This window comes from Streptomyces xanthophaeus, from assembly GCF_000725805.1.
In the GTDB taxonomy this organism is placed as follows: domain Bacteria; phylum Actinomycetota; class Actinomycetes; order Streptomycetales; family Streptomycetaceae; genus Streptomyces; species Streptomyces xanthophaeus.
The window spans coordinates 128,512-153,319 of the sequence record NZ_JOFT01000008.1 but is presented as its reverse complement, the minus strand read 5'-3'; the positions used below and the strand labels follow the sequence as shown (position 1 = coordinate 153,319).

Annotated in this window: 26 protein-coding genes and 1 pseudogene; 7 read left to right on the top strand and 20 right to left on the bottom strand. The window is 73.3% G+C overall.

Features of this window, described 5'->3' with window-relative positions; translation table 11 throughout:
• Window positions 1–94: 94 nt before the first annotated feature.
• On the top strand, window positions 95–892 hold the full coding sequence (locus IO30_RS0100720; RefSeq protein ID WP_237403287.1) for a DUF4230 domain-containing protein: 798 nt from the start codon (window positions 95–97) through the stop codon (window positions 890–892).
• 518 nt (window positions 893–1,410) lie between these two features.
• Here the strand turns inward: IO30_RS0100720 and IO30_RS0100715 are convergent.
• The 6 genes and pseudogenes from IO30_RS0100715 to IO30_RS0100690 form a co-directional block, all read right to left on the bottom strand.
• Window positions 1,411–1,989, bottom strand: a pseudogene (locus tag IO30_RS0100715) (TIGR04222 domain-containing membrane protein); the annotation flags it as partial.
• Window positions 1,990–2,147: 158 nt separating this feature from the next.
• Window positions 2,148–3,452 carry an MFS transporter gene (locus IO30_RS0100710; protein ID WP_037892617.1) on the bottom strand — a complete coding sequence of 435 codons (1,305 nt, stop codon included), beginning with the start codon at window positions 3,450–3,452 and terminating at the stop codon, window positions 2,148–2,150.
• The gene (locus tag IO30_RS0100705; protein ID WP_031138092.1) at window positions 3,449–4,066 is read right to left on the bottom strand and encodes a winged helix-turn-helix domain-containing protein; all 618 of its coding nucleotides are present in this window, start codon (window positions 4,064–4,066) and stop codon (window positions 3,449–3,451) included. Before IO30_RS0100705 ends, IO30_RS0100710 begins: the two co-directional genes overlap by 4 nt.
• Before the next feature lie 83 nt (window positions 4,067–4,149).
• A complete protein-coding gene (locus IO30_RS0100700; RefSeq protein ID WP_031138090.1) occupies window positions 4,150–5,382 on the bottom strand; it encodes an FUSC family protein in 1,233 nt (410 codons plus the stop codon).
• A gap of 504 nt (window positions 5,383–5,886) precedes the next feature.
• A complete protein-coding gene (locus tag IO30_RS0100695; RefSeq protein WP_031138089.1) occupies window positions 5,887–6,441 on the bottom strand; it encodes a YbaK/EbsC family protein in 555 nt (184 codons plus the stop codon).
• 5 nt (window positions 6,442–6,446) lie between these two features.
• Window positions 6,447–7,664 (bottom strand): MFS transporter, encoded by a 1,218-nt coding sequence (locus tag IO30_RS0100690; RefSeq protein ID WP_078904470.1) that lies wholly within the window; start codon window positions 7,662–7,664, stop codon window positions 6,447–6,449.
• Window positions 7,665–7,730: 66 nt separating this feature from the next.
• Here IO30_RS0100690 and IO30_RS0100685 point away from each other — a divergent pair, with 66 nt between their 5' ends.
• The gene (locus IO30_RS0100685) at window positions 7,731–8,327 is read left to right on the top strand and encodes a CGNR zinc finger domain-containing protein (RefSeq protein WP_234321419.1); all 597 of its coding nucleotides are present in this window, start codon (window positions 7,731–7,733) and stop codon (window positions 8,325–8,327) included.
• A gap of 41 nt (window positions 8,328–8,368) precedes the next feature.
• Here the strand turns inward: IO30_RS0100685 and IO30_RS0100680 are convergent, their stop codons facing one another.
• From IO30_RS0100680 to IO30_RS0100665, 4 genes are all read right to left on the bottom strand, one after another.
• Window positions 8,369–8,734, bottom strand: a complete 366-nt coding sequence (locus IO30_RS0100680; RefSeq protein WP_031138083.1) for a hypothetical protein — start codon at window positions 8,732–8,734, stop codon at window positions 8,369–8,371.
• 104 nt (window positions 8,735–8,838) lie between these two features.
• The gene (locus IO30_RS0100675; protein ID WP_051858791.1) at window positions 8,839–9,153 is read right to left on the bottom strand and encodes a hypothetical protein; all 315 of its coding nucleotides are present in this window, start codon (window positions 9,151–9,153) and stop codon (window positions 8,839–8,841) included.
• Between the two features lie 143 nt (window positions 9,154–9,296).
• Window positions 9,297–9,524 carry a hypothetical protein gene (locus tag IO30_RS0100670; RefSeq protein WP_031138080.1) on the bottom strand — a complete coding sequence of 76 codons (228 nt, stop codon included), beginning with the start codon at window positions 9,522–9,524 and terminating at the stop codon, window positions 9,297–9,299.
• A gap of 124 nt (window positions 9,525–9,648) precedes the next feature.
• Window positions 9,649–10,635 carry an aldo/keto reductase gene (locus IO30_RS0100665; RefSeq protein ID WP_031138078.1) on the bottom strand — a complete coding sequence of 329 codons (987 nt, stop codon included), beginning with the start codon at window positions 10,633–10,635 and terminating at the stop codon, window positions 9,649–9,651.
• Window positions 10,636–10,771: 136 nt separating this feature from the next.
• Between IO30_RS0100665 and IO30_RS0100660 the strand changes: the two genes are divergently transcribed.
• Window positions 10,772–11,293 carry a hypothetical protein gene (locus IO30_RS0100660; protein WP_031138076.1) on the top strand — a complete coding sequence of 174 codons (522 nt, stop codon included), beginning with the start codon at window positions 10,772–10,774 and terminating at the stop codon, window positions 11,291–11,293.
• Between the two features lie 5 nt (window positions 11,294–11,298).
• Here IO30_RS0100660 and IO30_RS0100655 read toward each other — a convergent pair whose 3' ends face one another.
• From IO30_RS0100655 to IO30_RS0100640, 4 genes are all read right to left on the bottom strand, one after another.
• Window positions 11,299–11,805 (bottom strand): DinB family protein, encoded by a 507-nt coding sequence (locus IO30_RS0100655; RefSeq protein WP_031138074.1) that lies wholly within the window; start codon window positions 11,803–11,805, stop codon window positions 11,299–11,301.
• A gap of 54 nt (window positions 11,806–11,859) precedes the next feature.
• Window positions 11,860–12,705, bottom strand: coding sequence for an arylamine N-acetyltransferase family protein (locus IO30_RS0100650; RefSeq protein ID WP_031138072.1), 846 nt, complete (start codon window positions 12,703–12,705; stop codon window positions 11,860–11,862).
• Between the two features lie 31 nt (window positions 12,706–12,736).
• Entirely contained in the window at window positions 12,737–13,111 is a 375-nt protein-coding gene (locus IO30_RS0100645) for a hypothetical protein (RefSeq protein WP_031138070.1), read from the bottom strand.
• A gap of 96 nt (window positions 13,112–13,207) precedes the next feature.
• The gene (locus tag IO30_RS0100640; protein WP_051858790.1) at window positions 13,208–13,750 is read right to left on the bottom strand and encodes a MarR family winged helix-turn-helix transcriptional regulator; all 543 of its coding nucleotides are present in this window, start codon (window positions 13,748–13,750) and stop codon (window positions 13,208–13,210) included.
• Between the two features lie 195 nt (window positions 13,751–13,945).
• Here IO30_RS0100640 and IO30_RS0100635 point away from each other — a divergent pair, with 195 nt between their 5' ends.
• Together IO30_RS0100635 and IO30_RS0100630 are read left to right on the top strand one after the other, a co-directional pair.
• The gene (locus IO30_RS0100635; RefSeq protein ID WP_031138066.1) at window positions 13,946–15,010 is read left to right on the top strand and encodes an alkene reductase; all 1,065 of its coding nucleotides are present in this window, start codon (window positions 13,946–13,948) and stop codon (window positions 15,008–15,010) included.
• A 103-nt stretch (window positions 15,011–15,113) separates the two neighbouring features.
• A complete protein-coding gene (locus IO30_RS0100630) occupies window positions 15,114–15,776 on the top strand; it encodes a GOLPH3/VPS74 family protein (protein ID WP_031138065.1) in 663 nt (220 codons plus the stop codon).
• A gap of 151 nt (window positions 15,777–15,927) precedes the next feature.
• Here IO30_RS0100630 and IO30_RS0100625 read toward each other — a convergent pair whose 3' ends face one another.
• From IO30_RS0100625 to IO30_RS0100605, 5 genes are all read right to left on the bottom strand, one after another.
• Entirely contained in the window at window positions 15,928–17,433 is a 1,506-nt protein-coding gene (locus tag IO30_RS0100625) for a hypothetical protein (RefSeq protein ID WP_031138063.1), read from the bottom strand.
• A 72-nt stretch (window positions 17,434–17,505) separates the two neighbouring features.
• Window positions 17,506–18,591, bottom strand: a complete 1,086-nt coding sequence (locus IO30_RS0100620) for a DUF5954 family protein (protein WP_031138061.1) — start codon at window positions 18,589–18,591, stop codon at window positions 17,506–17,508.
• A gap of 473 nt (window positions 18,592–19,064) precedes the next feature.
• On the bottom strand, window positions 19,065–19,715 hold the full coding sequence (locus tag IO30_RS0100615) for a GNAT family N-acetyltransferase (protein ID WP_051858789.1): 651 nt from the start codon (window positions 19,713–19,715) through the stop codon (window positions 19,065–19,067).
• A 126-nt stretch (window positions 19,716–19,841) separates the two neighbouring features.
• A complete protein-coding gene (locus IO30_RS0100610; protein WP_031138057.1) occupies window positions 19,842–21,017 on the bottom strand; it encodes a UDP-N-acetylglucosamine--N-acetylmuramyl-(pentapeptide) pyrophosphoryl-undecaprenol N-acetylglucosamine transferase in 1,176 nt (391 codons plus the stop codon).
• Between the two features lie 45 nt (window positions 21,018–21,062).
• Entirely contained in the window at window positions 21,063–21,548 is a 486-nt protein-coding gene (locus tag IO30_RS0100605; protein ID WP_031138055.1) for a hypothetical protein, read from the bottom strand.
• Window positions 21,549–21,719: 171 nt separating this feature from the next.
• Between IO30_RS0100605 and IO30_RS0100600 the strand changes: the two genes are divergently transcribed.
• A complete protein-coding gene (locus IO30_RS0100600) occupies window positions 21,720–22,556 on the top strand; it encodes a GNAT family N-acetyltransferase (protein WP_031138052.1) in 837 nt (278 codons plus the stop codon).
• A 34-nt stretch (window positions 22,557–22,590) separates the two neighbouring features.
• On the opposite strand, the gene IO30_RS0100595 is transcribed toward IO30_RS0100600, so the two are convergent.
• Window positions 22,591–24,108, bottom strand: coding sequence for a hypothetical protein (locus tag IO30_RS0100595; protein WP_237403286.1), 1,518 nt, complete (start codon window positions 24,106–24,108; stop codon window positions 22,591–22,593).
• Between the two features lie 257 nt (window positions 24,109–24,365).
• Here IO30_RS0100595 and IO30_RS0100590 point away from each other — a divergent pair, with 257 nt between their 5' ends.
• Complete coding sequence (locus IO30_RS0100590; protein ID WP_031138049.1) at window positions 24,366–24,608, top strand: protealysin inhibitor emfourin; 243 nt, start codon at window positions 24,366–24,368, stop codon at window positions 24,606–24,608.
• The last annotated feature ends 200 nt before the right edge of the window (window positions 24,609–24,808 follow it).

The following is a 24,808-nucleotide window of genomic DNA, read 5'->3' as shown; positions in this document are numbered from 1 at the left end:
GCTGCTCGGCTTCTGGCGGGGCGTGTACCCACGGGCGGCGCCCGCACGCCCCCCGCCGTCCGCCGGGCCGCAAGCCGAAAGGGATGACCATGAGGTGACGGGGCATCCGGTCTTCATGGAGACCTCCGCGAACGACAGCGAGCCGTCCGCCCGACCCGGCAGGCCGCAACGGACGCAAGGAACACAGCGGGACCAGCAGGACCAGCGGGAGCAGCCGACGGAGCGGACCCGGCAGCCCCAGCGCGCGCCGCGCCCGGGGCGGACCTTGCGTTGGGCGGGCCGGGTGACCGTCGCGCTCGTGGTCGTGGCCGCCCTCCTCGTCCTCGCCGGCCGCCTCTTCTCCCTGCCCGGCCTGGGCGACCTCTTCGAGACCCGCACCCACGACCGCACCGGCCCGGCGGTGCTCAAGTCCCTGCGCGACATGAGCCGCCTCGAAGGCTCGGCGGGCGACTACCAGGTCGTGGTGGACCTGGAGAAGGACGCCGCCTTCCTGCCCGACGCGATCCGCGGCACCCGCACCCTGTACGTCGGCGCGGGTTCCGTCTCGGCGTACGTGGAGCTGGGCAGCCTCGACGAGAAGGCCGTGTCGGTCGATGACAGCCGCACCGAAGCGGTCCTCCGCCTCCCGCACGCGGTCCTCGGCACTCCCGCACTGGACCCGGGGCGCTCGTACGCGGTCTCCAAGCAGCGCGGACTGCTGGACCGCCTGGGCGATCTGTTCTCCGGCAACCCGCAGGGCGAGCAGGCCGTGCAGAAGCTGGCGGTGGAGCGCATCGGCGCGGCGGCGCAGGACAGCGGACTCACCCAGCGCGCCGAACGCAACACCACGGTGGTGCTGGAAGGACTGCTGCGCTCACTGGGCTTCGAACGGATCACGATCACCTACGGCTGAACCGCCGCCCCCGCCCGGGCAACTGCGGGAGCCACCCGAGGGCACGCTCGCGGACCGCTTCGCGGCCGTCGGCCTCGCCCCGGTCGGCGACGTGGGCAGCCACACCTTCCCCGGCGCGCCGTGTCCGGCCCGGACCTGCGCAACCGGAGGTGTTCCAGACCGGCGCGTGGAGCTGCCCGTGCCCGTGCCCTGGGCCTGCGCATGCTCCTTGCCCGCGGCTGGGGTGGAGCTGACCTCGACGTGCCCGCGCCGGACTGCAGGCGCCGCCGCAACCGGTGCGCGCCAAGTGGTCGTCCCGCAGAAGTTCGACCCGTTCTGCTTCGTCCGGCGCGTGGACCGGTTCGGCATCGGCGGTGCCCACCCGGCCCACCGGCCCGACGCCCGCCTCCCTCACCGCGGCGCTGCGCCGGGCCCTCGATCCCCGGGGCGCCGCGACCGCACTGACCCCCGGCGGCCCGTGGGCTGATCGAGCTGGGGGTGCGGCGCCCGCCCGGGCAGCACTGGCCGAGCTGCACGGCTCAGTCGCCGCCACCGCCACCGCCTCCGCCACAGCCGTGCCCGTCGCCACCGCCATGGCCGGCGTCGTGGCCGTGGTCGTCGTGGTCGGCGCGGTCGAGGGCCTTCCCCATCCGGACGAGGGTCCTGCCGAGTCCGCTCGGCAGCGGGTTCGCCTGCTGGATGACGCGCCGCAGCAGCCGGTCGGGGACCGCGGGCGGTCCCTCGAAGACGTACGCGGGCCACACGCCCTCCGCCCGCGCGGCCGCGAGACGGCGCCGCCCGGCCATGCTCGGGCGCGGGCGTACGGGGCCCAGCAGCCGGGCGGCGCGCAGCCGGCCCCGGATCTCGGCGACCTCCGGCCCGCGGGCCACGGCCGTCAGCACCACGGCCACGCCCTTCCCCCGCGGGCACAGCCCCGTCAGGGCGCGCTCGACGGGATGCTCCGGAGGTTCCTCCGCCCGCCGCTCGGCCCGTACGCGCGGGCCCAGCACGGTGATCCACCCGCGTTCCCGCAGCCCGAGCAGCGCCACCTCCGCCACTCGCTGCGGGCCGCCCGCCAGGAACGCCACCTCGTAGATGTCCAACACCACTGCCCCCCCCGCCGCCTGGCGCCCCTCAGCCTGCTGTCCCGTGCCGTGCTGCGGAGGTGATGTCCCGTCAAGGGGGCGCCAATCCCGGTGCGGCCGGGTTCAGAGGAAGATTTGAGCTCGGCCTCCCGCGCGAACGCACCGCTCGGGGCTGCCCGAGGGGGCCGTGCTCACACGTCCCGGTGCTCGGAGGCGCCCACCGGGGCCGGATCGGCAGTCGTCCGGTCCTCCTCGGCGCCCGGCAGCTCACGGGTGCCGGGGACCGGCGAGGGCAGCAGCCACAGCACGCTGAGGACCGCCCCGGCCGTGGCGATCCACAGGGTGGGGCGCACCCCGATCGCCGTGCCGAGGAAACCGCCGGTGAGGGCGCCGAGCGGCCGGAAGCCGTGATTGAGCGTGCGGTACGCGCCCAGGACACGGGCTCGTATCCCTTCGGGTATCAGGGCCATCTGGAGCGAGCCCGCACCGATGTCGAGCATCATCACGCCGAAGCAGGAGAGGAACTCCCCGAGGACGAGCAGGGGGATGACCACCGGGAGCGGGCCGTGGGCGAGCGGGATCAGCAGCAGGGGCAGGGTGAACCCCAGGCAGCCGACGACCACGGACGGCCCGATGCCGAGGGCGCGGACGACCGCTCCGCTGCACGCCGCGCCGAGGAGCCCGCCGACGGCCCCGGCGCCGAGCACCGCCCCGAGGACGCCTGCGCTCAGCCCGAGTTCGGAGGTCGCGTACAGCACGAAGAGGGTGTGGAACATGTAGTTGAAGTACTGGATGGTCCCCGCCATGGCGAACATCGCCCGCATGGAGCGCTCGCGCACGAGCCAGCGCAGACCCTCGGTGAAATGCCCCTTGCCGACCGGGGCGGGCTCCGGCTCGTCCGGTGCGATGCGGGCGAGCCAGCCGGCGGACAGGACGTAGGTCAGCGCGTCCGCGAGCAGGGCGAAGGGTGCGGTCAGTGACTGCACCAGCAGGCCGCCCGCACTGGGACCGGCCAGCCAGGCCATCGAACGGCTGCCGCTGAGCAGCGAATTGGCCTGCACATAGCGTTCGGTGGGGACGAGTGCCGCGAACAGGGTGGAGTTGCACGCCTCGAAGAGGACGCTCAGTGCCCCGACGCCGAAGGCGACGGCGTAGAGCTGTCCCAGGCTGAGCGCGTCGAGCGCGTAGGCGACGGGCAGGGTGACCAGCAGCGCCGCCCGGCCCAGGTCGGCGGCGATCATCGCGCGGCGGCGCCGGGTCAGGCGGTCGGCCCAGGCGCTCAGGGGCAGGTTGAGGAGCAGCGCGGGCAGCAGCTCGGCGGTCTTGAGCCAGCCCATCTCGGCCGCGTCGGCGCCGAGGATCAGGACGGCCGCGAGCGGGATGGCCATCAGGGATATCTGGTCCCCGAGCAGGGAGACGGTCTGGCCGGTCCAGTAGCGGCGGAAGGTCAGTTCGCGCAGCAGGGAGGGGACGCGGGCGGCAACGGCTCGCTTCATCCGAGGTGCTCCTCGGGGAACTCGCGGTCGGCGAAGGCGAGGCGCAGGATGTTGACCGGCCGGCTCCCTTCGGGGCGCAGGGCGGGATCCGCGTGGCGTGCCTCGTAGGGTTCCAGCAGCTCGTGGATCCGGTCCCCGAGCGCGGCGAGCTCCTCCGCGGTGAGGTGCAGCATCGTGTCGCCGAAGTGCTCCGCCTCCTGCCACGCGCGCGGCAGCTCGTGGCGCAGCTTCTGGGCGCGGACCACGCGCTCGAAGTACCGCTCCAGGACAGCGGCGTTCAGCGCGCCCGAGGCCGCCGCGACGGACACGTCCTCGCTGTACGCGGGCCAGTGCGTGAACTGCGCGGTCGCCCGCCAGGGCTTCTCGCGCCCCTGACCGCCCTCCGCGACCTCGACCAGCCCGTACTTGGCGAGCGTCCGCAGGTGGTAGGAGCAACTGGCGACCGACTCCCCGGTCAGCTCGGCGGCCCGGGTCGCGGTGAAGGGGCCGCTGTGCCTGAGCAGGGCGACGAGGGTGATGCGGGTGGGGTGGGCGTACGCCCGCAGGGCCCGGGGGTCGGTCAGGCTGACGGTGCGCGGCGGCACGCCCGGTGGGGGCTCGGCGTTCTCAGGCATGATCTAAAGGTATCTTTAGAAAGAATCGTTTACAGCGCCCTTTCCCCGAGGCCCACCTGACGGGCATTCGTGCAGGGCGGAGATCACTTCGTCGCCACCTCCTCGGCGGGGCGGCGGCTCAGGAGCCCGCGCAGGCGGCCGGTGCCCCGCGTGCGACGCGTGTGGTGATCGAGTTCCTCGAGCAGTCGCTGGGAACGCTTGTCCACGCCCAGCTCGTCGAGGACCCGGTCGATCTCGGTGAGCAGCGCGCCGTACAGCTGCCACTGCGCCGGGTCCTCCCGGGCACCGGCCAGCAACAGGCCCGCGAGCCGGTCCCGGTGCGCACGGGCCACGGCCAGCTCCCCGGCCAGGCGGGTCTCCGCCTCTTCGGCGTTGGCGCTGACCTGCGCGGTGATCAGCTGGGCGAAGCTCTCCACGGCGACGGCCGTATGACGGAACACCTCCCGCAGCGCGACGGTCGTCCCGGCCGGGAGCAGCGGACCTTCGGGGCGCGCCCTGGCCAGGTCGGTCAGCGTCCGGCAGGTCACGCGGAGCACGACCGCGCAGATCTCCAGGGTGTCCAGGCCGGTCCGCAGCACCAGCCGGAACAGCAGGCCCTCCTTGACGCGCGGATTCAGGCGCAGGCTGTCCTCGGCCTGCCGGAGGGCGGCGTCCACCTGGGTGATGTCGTTGTCGAGCAGGCGTGCCTCGTGCAGCCGGGCCGTGGCCCGCTCCACCGAGGACGCGTGGGAGGGGCCGGGGAGTTCCTCACCGAGGTGCTCAAGGAGCCGGCTCATGCGCGCGGCGAGTCCGGTGATCGCCTCGCCCGCCGGGCCGACCCAGACGGGTGGTGCGAAGAGCAGGTTGACCAGCAGTCCGACCGCCGCGCCGATCAGCGTTTCCAGGACCCGGTCCCAGGCGGTGTCCGCGACCTGGGTGACACCGAGGACGAGCATCGCGCTGATGGCGACCTCGGGGACGAACTCGTCGACACGGACCAGATGCCCCACCACCAGGGAGGCCAGGATGAGCAGGCCGAGGCTCCACCAGGTCAGGCCCACCAGCACGCTGAAACCGATCGCGATCAGCACGCCGACGACCACCGAATTCACTCTGCGGACGCTGGTCTTCAGCGTCGAGTAGAGGGTCACCTGCACCACGAGCAGGGCGGTCAGGGGTGCGGTCAACGGGGTCGGTTCGCTGCTCAGGCGGAGCGCGACGAGGTAACTGATCACGGCCGCAGCGGTGGAACGCAGGGCCTGGACGGCGACCGGTTCGCGGCGGCGTCGCGCGATCCGGGCGGTGAAACGGGTGAAACCACTGATCGTTTCCGGCATACCCGGCCGCCTTCCCAGGTGAACGCTGCTGACGCACGGGCACCTGCCGTCACACCCACACCCACACGCACACCCGCGCCCCTGCCGCCGCCGGGGTCTACGACCGGCCGACGGGGGTAGGCGCGCACCGTGAAGCGTCCGCGCCGCAGCGTCCGCCGCGGTGGGACGCGACCCATCCGACGAGAGGAGCAGCAGTGGGTACCCCGCCGAACGACCCCGTACCTCCCAGTCCCACCCCGTCGCCGGGTCCGGGCCCCGGTCCGGCTCCGGGGCCGCTGCCGGGCCCCGTACCGGCTCCGGGCGGACCGGACCCGGTGCCTCCGGCGCCGCCCCGGCCCGAACCCGATCCGGTGCCCCCGCCCGCCCCGGGGCCTTCCCCGCACCCGTCGCCGGGCCCGCTGCCCGGTCCGGTCCCGGCGCCGGAACCCGTCACCTGAGCCGGCCCGCGTGACCTGATTCGGCCCGTGTGAGACGGCCCGTCCCGGCGCCCGGCCCGGAAGGGGTTCAGACGGCGAGCCCGTCGACCACTTCGGCGCCGGGGAGTTCGGCGAAGAGCTTGCCCGGCGCGATGAGCTTGCCGCGGCGCCGGCCGCTGCCGATCAGGGCGTACGGCATGTCGACGACGGCCCTGTCGACGAGCAACGGCCAGTCGGCGGGGAGACCGACGGGGGTGATGCCCCCGTACTCCATGCCCGTCCCGTCCACGGCGGTGTCCATCGGCGCGAAGGACACCTTCCGGGCTCCGAGGCGGCGGCGCACCACGCCGTTGACGTCGGCACGCGAACCCGAGGCGACGAGGCAGGCGGCGAGGGTGGTCTCGCCACCCCGCCGGGCGGCGACGATCACGCAGTTCGCCGACTGGGAGAGGAGTTCCTGCCCGTAGTGCTCGACGAAGGCGGCGGTGTCGGCGATGGCGGGGTCGGTGTCCACGTACAGGATCTGCTCGGCGGGCACGCTGCCCCGCCAGGACCGGACCGCGTCGGCCACCGGCCGGGTCAGTGCGTCGAGGCAGTCGGTTGCCGGGCGGGCCTGGTCGAACGGGCCGATGGGAGCGCGCATGCCCGTCATTGTGCACCAGCGTTCCCGGCCGCCACCGAGGCGCCGGGGCGGTCCGGGCGCGTCGCCGCGGTGCGCGTGACGAGGGGGCCGACGACGAGGAGCTGTGCGGCCGCGAGGACGAGGCAGAAGCAGGCCGAGACCGCCCACAGCGGGCCGGCCCCCGCGCGGTCGAGCAACTGGGTCGAGGTGACCGGGGCGACGACGGTGGCGATGCCCCAACTGGTGCCGTACGCGGCGAGATAGCGGTCCGTCCCGCCCGCCGGTGCCAGGTCCGCCACCACGCTCAGGACGCGCCCCAGGACGAGGACGTCGCCCAGGCTCCACAGGGCGGTGGACAGGAGGAACGCGGGCAGGGTGTGCGCCAGTGCGTAGCCGGCCAGCCCGACCGCCAGCAGCAGGTGACCGAGGGCCAGGGCCCGGGCGTCGGACAGCGCGGCGAGGCGCCGCAGCCGCAGGGCGGGCTGGGCCGCGACGACGGTCAGGGCCGAGGCGGTGAACAGCAGCCCGGCGTCTGCGGGGTTGAAGCCGCGCCGGTCCAGGGTCAGCGGCAGGGCCATGACGATCTGCATGGAGACCAGCGCGAAGGCCGTGCCGGACAGGAACACGGCCCACAGGGCGCGGTCCCGCCACGGCCGGACCCGGTCCGTGCGCAGGCGCTCCGGACCGGCCGGCCGGCGGGCGGGATCGGCGGGCAGCACGAGGCGGACGACCAGCGCGCAGAGCAGGCAGGTCAGCGCGTCGACGACGAACAGCCAGCGCAGGTCCCAGCGGCCCACGCCCGCCGCGATCAGCCCCGCCCCCGCCCCGCCGACGGCGAGTGCGGCATTGAGCAGGCTGTACGCGCGCACCCGTTCCTCGGGGCCGACGGCGTCGGCGATCATGGCTTGGCTCGGTGGTTCGTACAGCTCGAAGGCCAGCCCGAGCATGATCGCGTACACCGCCACGGCCGCCAGCGAGTCCGCGGAAGCGATGCCGAGCTGGGCGAGCCCGCACCCTGTCAGGCCGAGCACGATGGTCCGGCGGCGCCCGAAGCGGGCGGCGAGCCGGCCTCCTGCGAGCCGGGAGGGGATCGTCGCGAGACCGAAGGCGGCCGAGAGGGCCCCGGCGGTCGTGGTGCTCGCGCCGTACTCCGTGCTGATCAGGACGGTCAGGAAGGACAGCGAGAAGGCGCCGAGCCGATTGATCGCCCGCGCCGTCACCAGCAGCCATACGGTTCGCGGCATGCCGCCACCCCTCACGCGTAACTGGCCAATCGAGTATCGTCAGGTACGGAACCTAACCTCGAAGGGGTGACTGGTCAAGTGATGTTCGACAGTCACGTGGCGCTGCTGCTGGAGCAAGCGGTATCGCTCGTGAACACCCTCACCGACGGTGAGGCGCGCGGCCGCACCTACACCGCGCCCCGCGGATCCGACCTCCCGGACGCGGTCGACGCCGCGCTGCCGCCCACCGGGGCGGACGCACTGCGCCGTGACACCGCAGCGGGACAGGCGGAGCTGCTGGCGCAGGCGGCGAGGTCCATGCGCGAGGTCTTCCGTGCCGTTCAGGACGGACGGATGGACGCCGCCGCCGAGGCCGTCAACGTCCTGCTGCGCGACACCGCCGCCCGGCCGCGGCTGGACCGGACCGTGGGGGAGTCCTGGCAGCTGCACTTCCACGGGGCCGACGATTCGTTCGCGGCAGGGGTCGGCGCCGGCTGCGCCACCGCACTGGCCCTGGCGGTCGGCGGCGGCCTCGCGGGCCGGCTGGGCGTGTGCCAGGCCGGGCGCTGCGACCGGGTCTATGCCGACACCTCGCGCAACGCGGCCCGCCAGTTCTGTTCCACCGCCTGTCAGAACCGCACCAAGGCCGCGGCGTTCCGTGCCCGCAGGAGCGCTGCCGGCTGACGGCGGGGGGCTGCCCGGGTCTCGCTCTACGGACCCTCGCCCTACGGACCCTCGTCGTAGGTTCCCGCCTCGACTTCGAGGGCGAGTTCCTGGAGGACCTCGATCGAGGAGACGTCCGTCCGCCCGTGGTCGTGCGCCATCGCGAGGCTGGTGAACGCCAGGCTGAATCCGGAGACCATCGTGTGCAGGGCCGGGCCGAGCGCCTCGGCGACCAGGGTGGCCACCTGCTGCGGGGACGCGTCGGCCGGGACGCTGATCGACGGCAGCATCTCGTTCAGGAGCTGACCGGCCACACCGGCCGTCTCGGCCGGACCGTCGTCGTCTTCTCCGGCTTCGGCCGCCCGGCGGATGTCCTGGGCCTCGGTGAGGATGCCGATCACTCGCTTGAGCACTTCTGCGCGTTCCATCTTGCGGAGCGTAGCCCCGTGCCCGCTGCCGGGGGCCGCCAGGCCCGCAACGCGCGAGTACCGGCACGCGGTGTGCGGTGCCGGTACTCGTCGCAGGCGGGCGGTCAGCAGGAGCGGACCGGCTGGTGGTTGTGGACGAAGCGGGCAGCGACCCAGCCCTTGGCGCCCTGGAGCCGGTACCAGACCGGATTGCCGTCCACCCACCCGCCGCGCGCCTGGCAGTTGAGCAGCACGCGCTGGCCCGGACGCAGGACCTTGACGGTGCCGGAGTGGACCGTCGCCTTCTGGCGGACGTTGAGCGGCGCGTCCGAAACCACCTCGCCGACCGGGTAGGCGGCCCTCGGCGCGGCCCCCGCGGCGGCGGCCGGGCCGAGGAGCAAGCTCGCCGCCATCGTGCACACCAGTACGGACTTGTTCATCTTCGGCCTCATTCTCCTGCGCGTCACACCGGCATCCGGCGGATCGCCAAGGGCCGGCCACGGCTTTCGCGGGCGCCCGTCACGACTATCCGCGCCGCTTGCGCCGCTTGCGGGAGGACACGCGTGGGGGTCCACCAGATGGCTCAGATGATGTGGATGCGCTCCAGGGCTCCGGAGGTGTCCCGGATCATCAGGTCGTGGCCCTTGGCGCGTTCGGCCTCGATGAACCCGAGCAGCAGTACCGCCCGGTTGATCACGTCGGACTTGCTGACGCCCGATGCGGCCGTGAGCTCGGCGACCGCAGTGACCGCCGGAGGGCACAGGGTGACGGAATACCGTTCGCTGTCGGGGTGCGGGGGCAGCTGATCCATGGCGATGCCTTTCCTGTCGAGGGGAGTTGCCTCATGATGGCATCAAAAGCGCGCACAAGTGCAGCATTTTTACACCTGCTCTGTGCTGCCCGGCCGGGACGGCGGTCCGCGGCCCCGCGAGGGCTCAGCGGTTGACGAAGCGCAGGCCGGCCGCGTCGTACCGGGCACCCGCGATCTGCTCGGCCGGGGCGGCGGCCTCGATCGCGGCGAGGTCCTCGGGGGACAGCTCGACGGACAGGGCCGCGAGGTTCTCCTCCAGGTAGGACTGCCTGCGGGTGCCGGGGATCGGCACCACGTCGGCCCCGCGGTGCTGCACCCAGGCCAGGGCCAGCTGACCGGTGGTCACCCCCTTCGCCGCAGCCAGCTCGTCCAGCTTCGCGACGACCGCCAGGTTCCGGTCGATGTTGCCCTCGGCGAAGCGCGGCTGGCTGCGCCGCATGTCGGCGTCGGACAGCCCATCGACCGAGCTGTACCGGCCGGTCAGGAAACCGCGCCCCAGCGGGGAGAACGGGACCAGCCCGATGCCGAGTTCGCGGCAGACCGGGGCGACCTCCGCTTCCAAGTCCCGGGTCCACAGCGACCACTCGCTCTGCAGCGCGGTGATCGGGTGCACCGCGTGCGCCCGCCGGACGGTGTCCGCCCCGGCCTCGGACAGCCCGAGCCGACGGACCTTCCCGGCCTGCACCAGCTCGGCCATGGCACCGACGGTCTCCTCGATCGGCACCTGCGGATCGACGCGGTGCTGGTAGTACAGGTCGATGTGGTCGACCCCGAGGCGACGCAGCGACGCCTCGCACGCCTGGCGCACGTAGGCGGCGTCGCCACGGATCCGGGTGGGCTCACCGAGCCGGTTGGCGATGCCGAACTTCGTGGCCAGCACCGCCTCGTCGCGGCGCCCGGCCAGCGCCCGGCCGATCAGCTCCTCGTTGTGCCCGCCGCCGTAGAAGTCGGAGGTGTCCAGGAAGTTCACCCCGAGGTCGAGGGCGCGGTGCAGGGTGGCGATCGACTGGGCGTCGTCCGCCGGGCCGTAGGCGTGGCTCATGCCCATGCATCCCAGGCCCTGCGCGGAGACTGCCAGGCCGCCCAGGTGTCGGGTGGGGACTTCGGTCATGGTCATGGTGGTGCCTCCAGAGCTCGCAGTCAGCGGAACCGTCTGCCCGGGACGCTAGGTGCTGGAGTGCACTCCATGTCAACCGCGCTCCTCGGCCCGCAGGGCGCGCCCCGCCCGGCTTCTAAGCTGTGGTGCCATGGAGAACGAACTCACCTACGAAGGCGACGCCTTCATCCTGTTCCGGGACTACAAGTTCCAGGAACCGAGATCGCATGCCTTCCGGTGGGTCACCGTCAAGCACCTGCGGTTCCCCGCGGAGTCCGACGGTGACGAGGAACTGCTGGCCGCACTCATAGGGCACGAGCAGTTCCGGGACGACTACGCAGGCGGCGGGGTGCTGCCGGACGGGCTCCGGCACGGACCGTACTGGCTGCGGATGGTCACCCCGCACGCCTACGAGGCCGTCGGCCGGGAGGACAGTGTGCGCATCCTGCGCGAGTGGGCCGACCAGTACGGGGACGTGCCCGCCGAACTGGCGGCGGATCTCCAGCGGGAGGTGTTCGGGCGGCTGGCCGAGGCCGACCGCATCTACCACCTGCCCCAACTCGGCGGCGGGGCGCTGCACGACTGGGGCGGTGTGCACGGGGAATTCCACGAGTTCGTGCTCATCGACCGCCTGGCCGGCCGCCTCACCCTCCTGGTGGCGGCCGACGACTGAGCGGATCAGTCGCCGGTCGTGCCGTCGAGCATCTCCCGCAGGATGTCCAGGTGGCCGTTGTGGCGGGCCGTCTCCTCGGTGAGGTGCAGGAGGATCCAGCGCAGGTCGACGTGGAGGCCGTCGCGGACGGGCTTCTTGGCCCGGTCGTCCAGGCCGCTCCCGGCGACCAGTTCGCGGAAGCGGGCGCTCTGTTCGGCGTACTCGTCGAGCAACTGCGCGAGGGGGAAGTCGACGGCGATGCGCATTTCGCGGTCGGGGTCCTCGTCGGTCCAGGGGCCCTGGTCCTCCTCGCCGAGGAAGACCACCTGGAACCAGTAGTGCTCGACCCAGCGGAGGTGGTTGACCAAGCCGCTCATGGTCATCAGCGGTGAGCCCGGCAGGAGCGCCTTGCGCGCGTTCTCCGCGGAGACGCCCTGGCACTTGGCGCGGGTGGTGTCACGTACGTAGTCGAGGAAGGTGGTGAGCTGGGTGCGCTCGTCCCATGCGGGAGGCGTGTCGTCGCTTCTGATCATCGCGCGAAGCATTCCCCATCGCGCGGCCGGTGTCGACATGTTTACGGATGCCCCTCACCCCCGCCCCGCGGCCTCCCACTTCTGGTGCGCGGTGTGGACGCGGTGCCACAGCTCCGCCCGCGCGGCGGCGTCGACGTCGGTCAGGTCCAGCCGGAACAGGCCGGCCAGTACCTCGTACCAGTCGTCGGCCGCATCGATGGTCCGTTCGTCCGTGCCCCCGGTGTCGATCCGGCGCAGTACGCAGCCGCGCAGCACGTCCACGCCCTTGGCGTCGCGGAGCTGGGCGGTGAGGACCCGGACGAAGGCCGATTCGGGGGAGGTGGACAGCCGGACGTGCTCCGCGGTGAAGGAGGACAGCTCCACGGGGTCCGGCGCGAAGTCCATCGCCGTGAACGAGCCGCGGGGGTCGTGCGTGAACCGCCAGCCGCCGGGCTCCGCCGCTGACGGGGCCATGGCGTATGTGAACGGCCCCTGGGTGTAGCTGCCTTCGCGCAGCGGCAGCGGCTCGTGCATGCCGTCGCCGAGCCCGGTGTCGACCAGCCACCGCCCACCGTCGAGCCGCACGGTGAGCGCGAGATGGTCGCCGGTCGCGCCCGCGGGGTCCTCGGGGGTGCCCTGCACCCCGGCCCGGTGCAGGGTGACGTCGTAGCCGAGGGCCGTCAACAGTGCACCGAAGGCCCCGTTGAGGTGGAAGCAGTAGCCGCCGCGCCCGCGCGCGATCCGGGCCGCGGATTCCGCGGCGCCGATGCCCGTCGGCCGCCCCAGATGGATGTCGAGGTTCTCGTAGGCGACCCGCTCCACCTGCGCCCGGTGCAGTGCCCACAGCGCCTCGGCGGTCGGCGCCGCAGGCCGGGCCACGCCCAGCAGGGCCAGATAGCCGTCGACGTCGAAGTCGTTCATGCTCCCCCTCAGGTCCGATGATCAGTGTGCGTCAGGCGGTGACGAAGAGGGCCTCGCGTACGCCGTCGAGGATGAAGCCGTTGTCGAAGCGGACGCGGACCGTGACGGCCGGACCCTGTCGCTGGTACTCGATCCACTCCGGCTCCAGGGCGCTGACCTGCTCTTCGAGCTGCTTCTTGGTTCCCGCGGGCATGTCGTGGCCGAAGGAGTCGAGGAGCGACTTGAGACGTTCGTACTCGCGGACCCCCTTGCTCTGGTGGTCGTGCTGCACCACCCGCTCGACGGTGCCCTCGGTGCCCGCGGCGAGCGACAGGGACCCTGCGGAGGTACCGTCCTCGGTCGCCACCGCCTCGATCAGCGTGGTTTCCGTGGCCAGCCGCACCCGTCGGCCTTCAGTCAGCGTCATCGTCTCTCTCGTCCATCTCTCGGATCGTTCCTCGTGGGTCCAACAGGGCGCGGGGAGGTGCGGGGAGGTGCGGGGAGGCGCGGCGGGTGCCGCGGCCTAGCAGCCGCCCGGGCCCTTGTACGCCGCTTCGCACTCCGGGCCGCCGCCCCGGGTGACCTCCGTGCACAGGGTGGTCTCGACCTTGCCCAGCAGGCGGGCCAGTTCGGTGCGTTCGGCCTCGTCCAGGCCGTCAAGGGTCTGGCGTTCCAGTTCGCCCCACGCCCTGCGGACCTCGACCAGGAGCTCGCAGCTGGTGTCCGTCGCCTCCACCAGGGACGCCCGCCGGTCGGACGGGTCGGGGCGGCGCCGTACGTGACCGGAGTGCTCGAGGCGCTGGAGCATCTTGGTCACCGTGGACGGGTCGAGTCCCACCGCCTTGATCAGCTCGGACTGGCGCACCGCCCCGTTGTCCCAGAGGTGCATCATCAGGAACTCCTGCCCCGGGTGCAGTCCCAGGTCCCGCAGGGCCCGGCCTGCTGCGATCCGGTGGAGCCGGGCGACCCGGCTGATGGCGTGACTCACCGGCCCGTCCAGCACGGCGCTGGGCGCCGCCGCGCACGCAGAGGTGGTGCGCGGTTCCTGAGCAGGTTCCGCGGTCATGGCAGCGCTCCTCCTGGATCGGGTCCGGCAGGGCCGGTTCGGTGGCCTGCCTGCAGACCCCTCGTCCGTCTTCGGGGGTCCGTCTCCCGTGAACTTTACCCGCCGTCCAGATTTTACCTTGGTCGGCCAAGCAATGCGGTACGCTGCATCTCGAAGCCAATGATTGGCCGACCAACTATCTCTGTGAGGCGAACCATGACCACTGCATTCGAACCCGTTCGCGTCGCCGGTGCCACCCTTCCCAACCGGATCGCCCTGGCCCCGATGACCCGCAGCCGCGCAGGTGAAGGCGGCGTCGCCACGGAACTCGTCGCCGAGTACTACACCCAGCGAGCCTCGGCCGGTCTGATCATCACCGAAGGGATCCAGCCCTCCGTCGTCGGGCAGGGCTACCCCTTCACCCCCGGCCTGCACAGCGCCGAGCAGGTGGCCGCGTGGCGCGAGGTCACCGACTCCGTGCACGCCGCCGGCGGCCGGATCTTCGCCCAGCTCATGCACTCCGGCCGCATCGGCCACCCCACGCTGCTGCCCGACGGCCTCGTCCCCGTGGCCCCGTCGGCGGTCGCCCCCCAGGGACAGCTGTTCACCGGCGACGGCATGAAGGACTTCGTGACCCCCCGGGAACTGACCGGAGCCGAGGTGCGGGCAACCGTCGCCGACTACGCCGAGGCCGCCCGCAACGCGGTGGAGGCCGGGTTCGACGGGGTCGAGCTGCACGGGGCCAACGGCTACCTGATCCACCAGTTCCTGGCGCCGGGCTCGAACCGGCGCACCGACGAGTGGGGCGGTCCGGTGGAGAACCGGATCCGCTTCGCGGTGGAGGTGGTCAAGGCGGTCGCCGCCGCGATCGGCGCCGAACGCACGGCCCTGCGCATCTCGCCCGGGAACCCGTACAACGACATCTCCGAGCCCGACCCGCAGCCCGTGTACGAGGCCCTCGTCAAGGAGATCGACGGGCTCGGCCTGGCCTACCTGCACGTTCTGGAGCACGGCCCCGAGATCCGGGAGGCCACCCTCGCCCTGCGCAAGCAGTTCACCGGACCGCTCGTGCTGAACCCGGCGACCGAGGGACCCACCGACCACCGCGCCCTCACGCTGATCGAGGACGGCACCGCCGACCTCCTCGCCTTCGGCGCGCTCTTCCTGGCCAACCCCGACCTGCCGGTGCGGCTCCGCACCGAAGGCCCCTACAACACCCCCGACCCGACCACCTTCTTCGGGGGCGATGCCCGCGGATACACGGACTACCCGGCCCTCTAGGCGATCTCGTCCCCTTCGGAAGGCGCGCACCGGAACCTCAGTGGGGAGCCGGGCGTCTCATCAGTGGAAGGTGACCGTTGATGTACCTACGGGGGTAGCGACCATGGCAATCACGCTGGCCGAAGAGATCATGCTGCTGTCCCTGGACGACGAGTCCGGATCGGTGAAGCAGCGGCAAGCCGCCGGCTGGGCGGTGTCGGGCGGGTTCCTGCTCGAACTGGTGCTGGCCGGAAGGGTCTCGGTCACGGGCAAGTACCTGGAGCTGGTGGACAGGACTCCGACCGGGGACCCGATCCTCGACAGCCGGATGGCGCTGATCGAGACCTGGATGCGGGGGCGCACCAAGCGCCGGGTGACGGAGTGGCTGACGAAGGACCAGTCCAAGGCCGTTGCCGCAGCCCTCGAGAGCCTGTGCAGGCGCGGGGTGGTGGTGGAGGAGACGCGCAAGGCACTCGGTGTGTTCCCGATGCGCCGCTACCCCGAGGCCGAAGGCGCGGTGGAGCGCGAACTGCGTGAGCGGCTCGGGGCCGTGGTGCTGGACGGCGCCGAGCCGGACACACGGACGGCGGGCCTCATCGCGCTGATCCACTCGGCCAAACTGCACCGGCTGGCCTTCCCCGACAGCCCTCGCAAGCAGATCGCCTCGCGGATGGAGGAGGTAGCCGCAGGGCAATGGGCGGCGGAGAGCGTCCGCGCCGCCATCCGCGACATGCAGGTCGCGATGATCGCGATCACTGCGGTCACGGTCGCCGCGGCCGGCAGCTAGCCGTCTCTTTCGGAGCCGCCCGGCGAACCCTTCCGGCCACAGCACAACCAGGCCGTCCCTTTCGGGTCTTGCCGGGCCCGCGCTGCCCGGCACCGCGCCTCGCGGCCGGGGCCCCTTTCTGCGGGCCCCGGCGCCGGCCGGGTTCCCGGCCTCAGTCGGCGGTGGCCTCCCCGCCCCGCAGCCGCTCCCAGGCCGCCGCGAACATCTCGTGCAGCGGAGCCGTCGCGAGGATCCGCCCGAAGGGGGATCGGATCGCATTGCTCCACATCGGCCGCACCGCGTGCGCCGCCAGCTTCGCGGTCTCCAGCGGCAGGTGCGGGGACTTCAGCTCGGTCCACTCGCCGGGGAGGAACAGGGTCCGGCCCGCCCGAGCCCGTTTGGCCTCCACCACCGCGCCCGTGCCCAGGAGTTCCGCGCGGACCTCGGCGTGCCGCTTCGTCGACCAGCCGTTCCACCGACGCACGTTCCGGTCGGTGGGCGCGGCCAGGGCCGCCAGCTGGAGGTACAGCGCCCCCGCGTCCGCGCCGGTCCCGAGCTCCTGCGCCACCCGCGCGACCAGCTCCGGGCAGGAGCTCCGCGGATCCGCCTCGTACGCCCCGTCCGGCACGGCTCCCGACCGGGACCGGCGCATCATCCGGTCCAGGCCGCCACCGGCCAGCAGCGGCGCCACGCGGTCCAGTTCCTCCGCCAGGTCGGTCAGCTCCCGGACCCGCCGCCACACCTCGGGATCGGCGACCGCCGCGGGCCGCAGGAACGAGGCGCCGCCCGGTGCGCACACCACCAGCGGCCAGGAGTCGTACGCGGTCACCGGAACCGGGCCCTCCTCCTTACGGGCGTCCATCGCCACCGGCAGCCGCCCGGGCCCGAACCGCTCCGCGATCCGCTCCGAGGTGTCCTGGATCCGCCCACCGGGCAGCGCCAGCAGCAGTTCCGGACGCTCCAGTTCGGCCCGCAGCCGCTCGTACAGGGCCGCCGCGCCCGCCACCGCGGGATCGCCGACGGGCCGGTCCGTCCAGGCCCACACCAGCGCGGCCGCCATCTGCTCGACCGGCAGCCCCACGGGCGTGCCGTAGGGCAGCTCGGGCCCGGCGGGAGGCACGGCCCGCACCTCGACCCCGATGCCGTAGCGGGTCGCCGCCAGCTCCCAGCCCGCCGCCTCCACCGTCGCATCGGCCGCGGCCCCGTACCCGCCCGCCAGCCGCCGGGCCCATACCTCGGGGAGCCCCAGGTCGGCTTCCAGGGCATCGGCCGCCTCGTCGTGCACGGCCGGCAGCGTCCCCACCAGCTCCTGCCACACCCCCGCCATCCGCTCCACGGCCGCCTCGACCCCGCCCGGCAGCCACAGCCCGGCCGGATCAGCGGGCAGCGCCGCCGCCAGCACGGCCCGCCGGCCCGCACCCCCGAGCCGTTCCCGCAGCCCGTCATAGGACTTCGCCGTCATCGGCGTGGCCCGGTACGGAGCCCCGCGCACCAGGGCCCGGTCCTCCTCCGGGTGCGGCCGTCCCACCAGACCGGCCACCACCAGCCGGGCCACGGCCCGCCGTACGCCCGTCAGTTCGGCGAAGCGCGCCGCCGCCGACTCCGGCACCGGGACCGGCCCGTTCGCCTCGACCGCCGCCACCAGCGCCCGCAGCCGGGCGGCGTCGTCGCGCTCCACCCGGACCGGGCGCGCCTGCGCGACGGCCGCCGGAACCGGGTCGCTTTCGGGGTCCGGTCCCGTCGCCGCCGGTCAGGGGTCGGGGACGACCTGGCCGTCCTCGTCGAGCGAGAGGTGGATGCGGGTCGGCTCCTGGGTGTTCACGTCGGAGGGGCGCGGTCCCTCGGGTCCCGCGGGGCCCCAGCGCAGCAGGCGCCGGGTACGGGCGATCCGGTACACGGAGCCCTGGAACTCCAGCCGGTTGACGCGCCCGGCCCGGAGCGCATCCGCGGCCTCGGCGTACTCGGCCGCTGCTGCGGAGAGTTCCGGGGCCGGCGCCCCGCCGGGCGTCGCCCAGCTGCGGGCGTCGGCGTGCGGGTCGGCGTCCGCGGGGATGACACCGTGCAGGCGCGGCCACATCCACGTCAGGTTGAAGTCCAGTGACCTACGGGCGTCGTGCGCGCTCGCGTGCGGTCCGCTGACCGGCCGCCATCCCGCCGGGGTCCGCTCGACGACCGCGAACGTCGCGGGCAGCAGCAGGACGTCCGGGTGGGTGTCCAGCGCCTGCCGCGCGTCCCCGAGCACCTCCTCGGGGAACCGGCCGCCGACGTAGCACAGCCCGCGCAGCGCCACCTGTTCGAGCGCCTGGGTGGGGGTGACCGGTGCGTCCGGATCCAGTACGAGCCCGGCGTCGACCCCCGGGCCCCGTACCGCGCGGTCCCAGTCGGGGACGGGGGGTTCGGGATCGGTCGGGCGGGGCTGCTCGATGCCGTCCGGGCCGGAGACGGCGTACTCCTCGGCGCGCACGATGCGGTAGCGGCTCCCGGCCACGGCCAGTTCGTCGACGCGCTCGGCCTCCAGCCGGGCGACCGCCGCCAGCAGGGCCCGCCGCTGCGCCCTGTCCGGGGCCCCGTCCTTGGCGCGGAACCACAGCATCGAGTTCAGCCGGTCGCGCGCCTGCTGCGGGCAGCCGGACGTCACCTCCACCACGGCCCGCCACCGCTGCCCGTCCCCGGCGCCCTGTTCCGCCACCCCGAACAGCGGGCCGCGCACCACGACCTTGTCCGCGCGCGCCGCGGCGTCGACCGCGTCGGCCTCCACCGCGGCTTCCACGGGCTCCACCGGAATCCGCACCACCACCGGCCTCGTCCCGCCCGGTCCCACATCCCCACGGTCCATGAACTCATCCTGCCGAGGAGGGCACGGCGCCGTCCCGGATTCCGCGATTCCCCACCGGGGCACGTCCCGGTGTGGCACCGTCCGCGCATCGTGACGCGCAGGTCCTACCGGGCGCCCCACCCCACCGAGGCGGGCACCCGCCACATCTCCGGCATCGCCGTGACCGCCTCCGGCCGGATCCTGGTGGGTTCGGCGGCGGACGCCGGTGACGACGGCCCGTCAATGTGGGCGCGTCCGGCGTGTGGTGCCGGAGTCACTCGGTCCGTGCGGTATCGTTGATCTTGTCCTCGCGGCCGTGCTCCACGGCAGGGGGGCCAGGCGTTGGTGGTCCAAGGAAAGACACCCCACTTCCTGTGGGGGGATGCAGGTGCAAGGCCTGCCCAGCGCTCGACGAAGGTCCCGTCCTCCTCAGGGAGGGCGGGACCTTTTCTCTTCACCGGCAGCGGCTCTTCACCGCCGGCGGCCGGGCGGCGTCACAGGACCGCGGGGTCGGGGTTGCGCCACATGGGCCACAGGGTGGGCCCGTTGTCCGGCAGGTGGACCTCGTGGGTGACGTGGAAGCCGAGCCGTTGGTAGAAGGGGACGTTCGTGGCCTTGCTGGACTCCAGGTAGGCGGGCTGTCCGAGCTCGTCGCAGCGGGCCAGTTGCTGGCGCACCAGGGCGGCACCGATGCCCGCGCCCTGCGCGGCCGGCTCGGTTCCCAGGGTCGGCAGGTACCAGTGGGGCGTGTCCGGGTGGGCCTCGTCGAGGGCGTTCTGGACGTCCGCCGCCCGCCGGAGACCGCCGGCGCCGAAGACACGTACGTAATGCGGAAGGGCTGCGAGCTCCTGCGCGGCGGAGGGCTTCCAGCGCCCCGGCCCCGACCACAACGCCGCCGCCAGCAGCTGACCCCCGCCGGTCGCGGCGACCCGGACGCCGCCCGCCCGCGGCCGCTGCTGGCGCTGGGTCAGCTTGAAGTAGCGGGCGATCCTGCGCTCCCGGTCGGACGGGTCCGGGATCATCCACGCCATGACCGGGTCTTCGGCGAAGGCGCGGGCCAGGAGCGCGGCGACAGCGCCGGCCTCGGCCGATCGCGCGCACCGGATGCCGTACCCGGCGGACGTCAGTGCTGTACGTGCGTTCATGGGGCCACGGTAGGCAGCGGCGGCCCGCCGGCCTGCCGGGTGCCGGTGGACACGCCGGACGGCCACCCGCCCGACGACGGGTGACCGGCGTCCGGCGGGTGGCGTGTGACCGGGAGCCGCGCAGGATCAGTGGGCGGCAGCCGACAGCAGCACGTCCACGAGCCGTTCCGCGGCGTCCGGCCGGCCGTACGCCCGGGCCTGCGCCGCCATCGCCGTACGGCGGGCGGGGTCGGTCAGCAGCGGGCCGACGGCGGCCTGCAGGGCCTGCGGGGTGACGTCGCCGAGCAGTGCGACGGCGGCTCCCGCATCGGCGAGGTGCTTGGCGTTGTGCGCCTGCTCGTTGCCGGCCGAGGTGGCGAGCGGCACGAACACGGCGGGCTTGCCCAGCGCGGTGAGCTCGGCCAGCGTGCCGGCCCCGCTGCGGGACACCACGACGTCGGCCAGGGCCAGGACGTCCGGCAGCTCCGCGCCGACGAACCCGGTGAGGTGGTACCGGCCGGCGAGGTACGGGTCCAGGCCCGCAGCGGCGTGGCGCAGCTCGTCCACGTTCGCCGGGCCGCACTGGTGGATCACGTTCGCGTACCCGAGCAGCCAGGGCAGCACGTCCCGGACGACCCCGTTGATCTGCTGGGCGCCCTGCGCGCCGCCGGTGACGTAGACCGTCGGCAGACGCCGGTCGAAGCCGGCGAGGTTCAGCGCGTGCACCGCCTTCTCGGCGTGGCCGGTGAGGACCTCCGGGCGGACCGGGTTGCCCGTGACGACGGCGCGGTCACGCACCTCCGCAGGCAGCAGCGGCAGCGAGGACTCGGAGGACACCGCGATGCGGGTGGCCGAACCCGCCAGCTTCCGGTTGGCGAGACCCAGCCGGACCGTCTGCTCGTGCAGGACCAGCGGACGCTTGCACAGGCGAGCGGCCAGACCGGCCGGAACCGCGACGTACCCGCCGGTCGCGAGGACGACGTCCGGCTGGAACTCGGACACGATGGTCCGGGCCTGGGCCACCCCGAGCGGAACGCGGGCCATGTCCTTCACGTTCGCCGCGGACAGCATCTTGAGCGGGTTCGCCGAGCGGCGGATCTTCCCCGTGGCGACCGTCCGGAACGGGATCCCCTCGGCCGGTGCGACGCGCGCCTCCAGGCCGTCGGCGGTACCGATCCACAGGACGTCCAGGGTGCTGCCCGCGGCCGCGAGGCGGCCCTGCAGGGTGCGGATCGCCGTGAGGGCCGGATAGGTGTGACCGCCGGTCCCTCCACCCGTCACGAGCAGCCGGAAGGAACGCGGGAGCGCGGAGGAAGTGTTCATCTGGGTCACCCTACTGTCCGCGGCGCGCGGGCCGGGATCCCGGGGTCAGGCCTGTTCCGCGGGCCGGCCCTCGCCCGCCATGAACCGCCAGACCAGGGCGTGGCCGAGGACGATCAGGGCGATGAGCATGAGGGCCTCGGCCTGGATGGGGCGCAGGCCGACGTGGCGGGCGAGTTCGGGGAAGGCGCCGACGACGGCGATCAGGGCGTAGAGGACGGCGACCCCGGCCTGCTGCCAGACGAGGAAGCGGTTGCCGTTGCCCCGGGACAGCAGCCGGACCGTGCACGCGCAGCCGACGAGGGCCAGGGCGATGAAGGCGCCGCGCCAGATCTGGGGCTGGTCGGTGCCCCCGACCTGCGCGAAGAGGCCCATCAGGGCCGGGAGCAGGAACGAGAGGTAGATCCCGCCGACGATCCGGCGCAGGGCGGGATCGCGCATCCAGTCGTGGTGGCTCTGGACCACGTTCCACCACAGCCCGACCAGGGTGAAGCAGGTGGCGGAGAAGAGGGCGTAGAAGGTACTCACATCCATGGGTGCCGAGGGTGTCAGCTGGAGCGGCACCGGTGAGTTCCGTACACGCGCGGCAGACGAAGGAATCCTCTGGTGGTACCCGTGGGGGAGATGATGGGATGAACCCTCGTGAAGGGGATGATGCGGTCCGGCGCTCCGGACGAGGCCGACGAGGTCGACCTGATGGCCAGGATGGAGCGGAACCTGGCCGAACACGCCTGCCACCTGCACCGGGCCATGACGGGTGCGACCGTCGTGGAGACCGGTGATCTCCTGGTGGCCGACAGCGGGCTCGACGACGACACCTTCAACATCGTGGCCGCCGCCCGCTTCGCCCCCGCCACCGCAGGGGAGCGGGTCAGCGGGACCGTCCGGGAGCTGGCCGCCACCGGGCGCACGTTCTCCTGGTGGGTGGGTCCCGCTTCCACGCCGACGGACCTGAGCGGGCGTCTTGCCGCGGCCGGTCTTCCTGCGGCCGAGCACGGGACGGCCATGTGGGCGGAGCTGTCCGAGGCCGCGGAACTGTCCGGGGCCGCGGAGCGGGACCAGGAGCCGTCGGACCGGCGGCAGGGGCCGGGGGCGCCGCAACTGCCGGAGCTTCCGGAGCTGGACATCCGCCCCGTGACCACCCGGGAGCAGCTCGCGGACTACGCCGCCGTCCTCGCCGCCAACTGGGATCCGCCCGCCGCCACGGTCCGCGCGTTCTTCGGCCGGGCCGCCGTACGGGCACTGGCCGCGGACTGCCCGGCCCGCTATCTGGTCGGATACGCCGCAGGGCACCCGGTCTGCACCGCCGAGGTCTTCCACCACGCGGGGGTCGCCGGGATCTACAACATCTGCACCCTGGCCGGCCACCGGCGGCGCGGCTACGGCTCCGCCGTCACCCTCGCCGCGCTCCGTACGGCCCGCAGCGGGGGCAGCGCCATCGCCGTGCTGCAGGCCTCGGCGGACGGCGAGCCCGTCTACCGGCGGCTGGGCTTCCGCGCCTGCGGCCGGTTCACCGAACACGCCGTCGTCCCTCCGGCCTGAGCCCTGCGCGCGCCCCGCGCGGCGGTGGCGGGGGTCAGCCGCCCGCCTTCAGGCGGCGCAGGAACTCCTCCGACACCCGCCGCTGCAGTTCGGCCAGTTGGTCGGGGCTGTACGACCCCAGGTCGCCCACGCCCCCCGGGGAGCTCCCACCCTCCGGCTTCTGCTTCTGTTTCTCCTGCTCCCGGCGCGCCAGCTCCTGTTCCTCCGGCGAGCCCGGCGCCGCGTACGCACACCGGATGAGCGAGCCGTCGGCGCCCTTGAGGCAGGTCGCCTCCCGGCCCTCGACCACACCCCGTCCCTCCACGCGGTACCGGATGTTCTGCTCGCTGCCGATCGTCGCCGTCCACGTGCTGCCGCCCGTGGGGACGACCTCGAAGACCCGGTCGTCGTTGTAGCAGCAGACGTCCCGGTACTCCGCCTTGACCAGGGCCACGAGCGCCTTAGGCGAGGACCACGTCGGGTTGAGCCGGTGGACGGTCAACGGGGCCAGCCCGTTGCCCCGGTGGCGGGTCGGGACCGACGAGATGGCCACCACCGAACTCGCCTCGCCCTGGGGGGTCAGCGGGGTGACGTACGCGCTCTTGCCCGCCTCCTCGCGGTAGCGCAGGGTCAGCTCCGACTCGTTGCCCTCGTTGGCCCCGTCCTCCGACTCGTCCCACCCGCTGCGCTCGAACCACCAGTCGGCGAAGCTGCCGACGGCGGCCGTGGCCTCGCGCTGGCGGGCGGCGATGCTCAGGGGATAGGAGGGGCCGGGGACGGCCAAGGTGTCGTCGGTGACGGTGAGTTCTCCGGTGCGCCCGTTGTAGAGCGCGACCCCGGCGGGCCGTTCCGTCACGATCAGGAACCCGGTCTGCCGCTTGAGCGGGACCGCCACGGTCGGTACGCCGCCCGAGCAGGTCACGTACGCGTCCCCGGGCTCGAACCGGGCCCACCGCCTCTCGGCGGCGATCTTGCGGCCGAGGTTGTGGGTGAACCAGCCGCCGATCCGTGCGTCCGCCCGCTCCACGTCGAAGGCGCAGCGCTGCTGGTCGCGACCGCTGGCGCCGAGCGGGATGTCCTGCACCAGGCCGACCTCGTACCCGGCGAGCCAGCCGCGCCGTTCGACCAGGGTGGCGAAGCGGTCCGAGTCGGGCAGGTAGGTGATGTCCGCTATCTCACCGGTGACGTCGCCCAGGTGAGGTGCGGCCTGCGCCTTGCCGACCAGGTAGGGCGCCCGCGCCGACAGCTCGGGCACCGGTTCGGCCACGATCGACACACCGCCCATGTACGCGCGGTCCTCCAGGTACGCGCCGTACACCAGCCATGTCACGGCCAGTGCCAGCCCGGCCGCGCCGCCGAACCAGGCGAGGAGCGCCACCGTGTACGCGCGGCCCGAACCGCCCTTGCCGCGGCGGATCCACCGCACCGCCAGCCACAGGACGAGCGCGGCGGCGGCGGCCAGCGCGGGCAGGGCCAGCCAGGCGAACAGCTTCCGGACCTCCCAGACCACGATCGTGGTGAAGTACGAGGCGTACCACAGGATGAAGATCGTGAAGAGTGCGGGAATCCCCACCCGAAGTGCCCGGCCCATCAGCGCCCCCCGACGTCGGTCGGCTCGATTCTCCACCCCGTGCCGGTCCCTGTCACCCACTCGGTCCGGCCGGTGCGGTGTCCCTCGCCAGGCAGGGCGGGGAGGCCCGCCCTCCGGCCACGGAACGACGAATTCGCGCCTTAGGTCCCGGCCTTGGTGCCCGGCGGGGGACAGCCGCCGGATCGGGGGCAGGCGGGAGGAGCCGCAACAGGGCGGACCACTTCCGAAGGAGAACGGTCATGCTGATCACCGTCACCCGCTCCGGGGGTTTCACCGGTGTGGAGAAGACCCGCGGAATCGACACCTCCTACCGGCGGGACGCCACGGAGTTGGAGAACCTCGCGCAGCGTGCGCTGTCGTCGCCGGCCGACTCCTTCCACTACCGGATCTCGGTCGACGACCAGGTCGTCGACCTGGACGGGCTGCACCTGACGGAGGAGCAGCGTGAACTGATCCGCACCGTCCTCGGCGAAGGCGCCTGAGGGCGGTCCGCACCCGCCTGCCCCCGCCCGCACCGGGGCGGGCGGGCAGGCGGGGGCGGGCGCGGGCAGCGGTGCCGGAAATGCACAAGACGAGACGATCCGACTCGTTGTACGCTTGCCGCATGTGCAGGCACTACTTCTTCCTCTGAGCGCCGGACGCGACCGGACACGGCCCCGCGCCGTCGGTCCGCGTCGCCCTC

Coding starts and splice junctions, on each gene's coding strand:
- IO30_RS0100710 (WP_037892617.1), bottom strand. CDS start 3,452: ATGAAGCGAGCCGTTGCCGCCCGCGTCCCCTCCCTGCTGCGCGAACTG.
- IO30_RS0100705 (WP_031138092.1), bottom strand. CDS start 4,066: ATGCCTGAGAACGCCGAGCCCCCACCGGGCGTGCCGCCGCGCACCGTC.
- IO30_RS0100700 (WP_031138090.1), bottom strand. CDS start 5,382: ATGCCGGAAACGATCAGTGGTTTCACCCGTTTCACCGCCCGGATCGCG.
- IO30_RS0100695 (WP_031138089.1), bottom strand. CDS start 6,441: ATGCGCGCTCCCATCGGCCCGTTCGACCAGGCCCGCCCGGCAACCGAC.
- IO30_RS0100690 (WP_078904470.1), bottom strand. CDS start 7,664: ATGCCGCGAACCGTATGGCTGCTGGTGACGGCGCGGGCGATCAATCGG.
- IO30_RS0100680 (WP_031138083.1), bottom strand. CDS start 8,734: ATGGAACGCGCAGAAGTGCTCAAGCGAGTGATCGGCATCCTCACCGAG.
- IO30_RS0100675 (WP_051858791.1), bottom strand. CDS start 9,153: ATGAACAAGTCCGTACTGGTGTGCACGATGGCGGCGAGCTTGCTCCTC.
- IO30_RS0100670 (WP_031138080.1), bottom strand. CDS start 9,524: ATGGATCAGCTGCCCCCGCACCCCGACAGCGAACGGTATTCCGTCACC.
- IO30_RS0100665 (WP_031138078.1), bottom strand. CDS start 10,635: ATGACCGAAGTCCCCACCCGACACCTGGGCGGCCTGGCAGTCTCCGCG.
- IO30_RS0100660 (WP_031138076.1), top strand. CDS start 10,772: ATGGAGAACGAACTCACCTACGAAGGCGACGCCTTCATCCTGTTCCGG.
- IO30_RS0100655 (WP_031138074.1), bottom strand. CDS start 11,805: ATGATCAGAAGCGACGACACGCCTCCCGCATGGGACGAGCGCACCCAG.
- IO30_RS0100650 (WP_031138072.1), bottom strand. CDS start 12,705: ATGAACGACTTCGACGTCGACGGCTATCTGGCCCTGCTGGGCGTGGCC.
- IO30_RS0100645 (WP_031138070.1), bottom strand. CDS start 13,111: ATGACGCTGACTGAAGGCCGACGGGTGCGGCTGGCCACGGAAACCACG.
- IO30_RS0100640 (WP_051858790.1), bottom strand. CDS start 13,750: ATGACCGCGGAACCTGCTCAGGAACCGCGCACCACCTCTGCGTGCGCG.
- IO30_RS0100635 (WP_031138066.1), top strand. CDS start 13,946: ATGACCACTGCATTCGAACCCGTTCGCGTCGCCGGTGCCACCCTTCCC.
- IO30_RS0100630 (WP_031138065.1), top strand. CDS start 15,114: ATGGCAATCACGCTGGCCGAAGAGATCATGCTGCTGTCCCTGGACGAC.
- IO30_RS0100620 (WP_031138061.1), bottom strand. CDS start 18,591: ATGGACCGTGGGGATGTGGGACCGGGCGGGACGAGGCCGGTGGTGGTG.
- IO30_RS0100615 (WP_051858789.1), bottom strand. CDS start 19,715: ATGAACGCACGTACAGCACTGACGTCCGCCGGGTACGGCATCCGGTGC.
- IO30_RS0100610 (WP_031138057.1), bottom strand. CDS start 21,017: ATGAACACTTCCTCCGCGCTCCCGCGTTCCTTCCGGCTGCTCGTGACG.
- IO30_RS0100605 (WP_031138055.1), bottom strand. CDS start 21,548: ATGGATGTGAGTACCTTCTACGCCCTCTTCTCCGCCACCTGCTTCACC.
- IO30_RS0100600 (WP_031138052.1), top strand. CDS start 21,720: ATGGAGCGGAACCTGGCCGAACACGCCTGCCACCTGCACCGGGCCATG.
- IO30_RS0100590 (WP_031138049.1), top strand. CDS start 24,366: ATGCTGATCACCGTCACCCGCTCCGGGGGTTTCACCGGTGTGGAGAAG.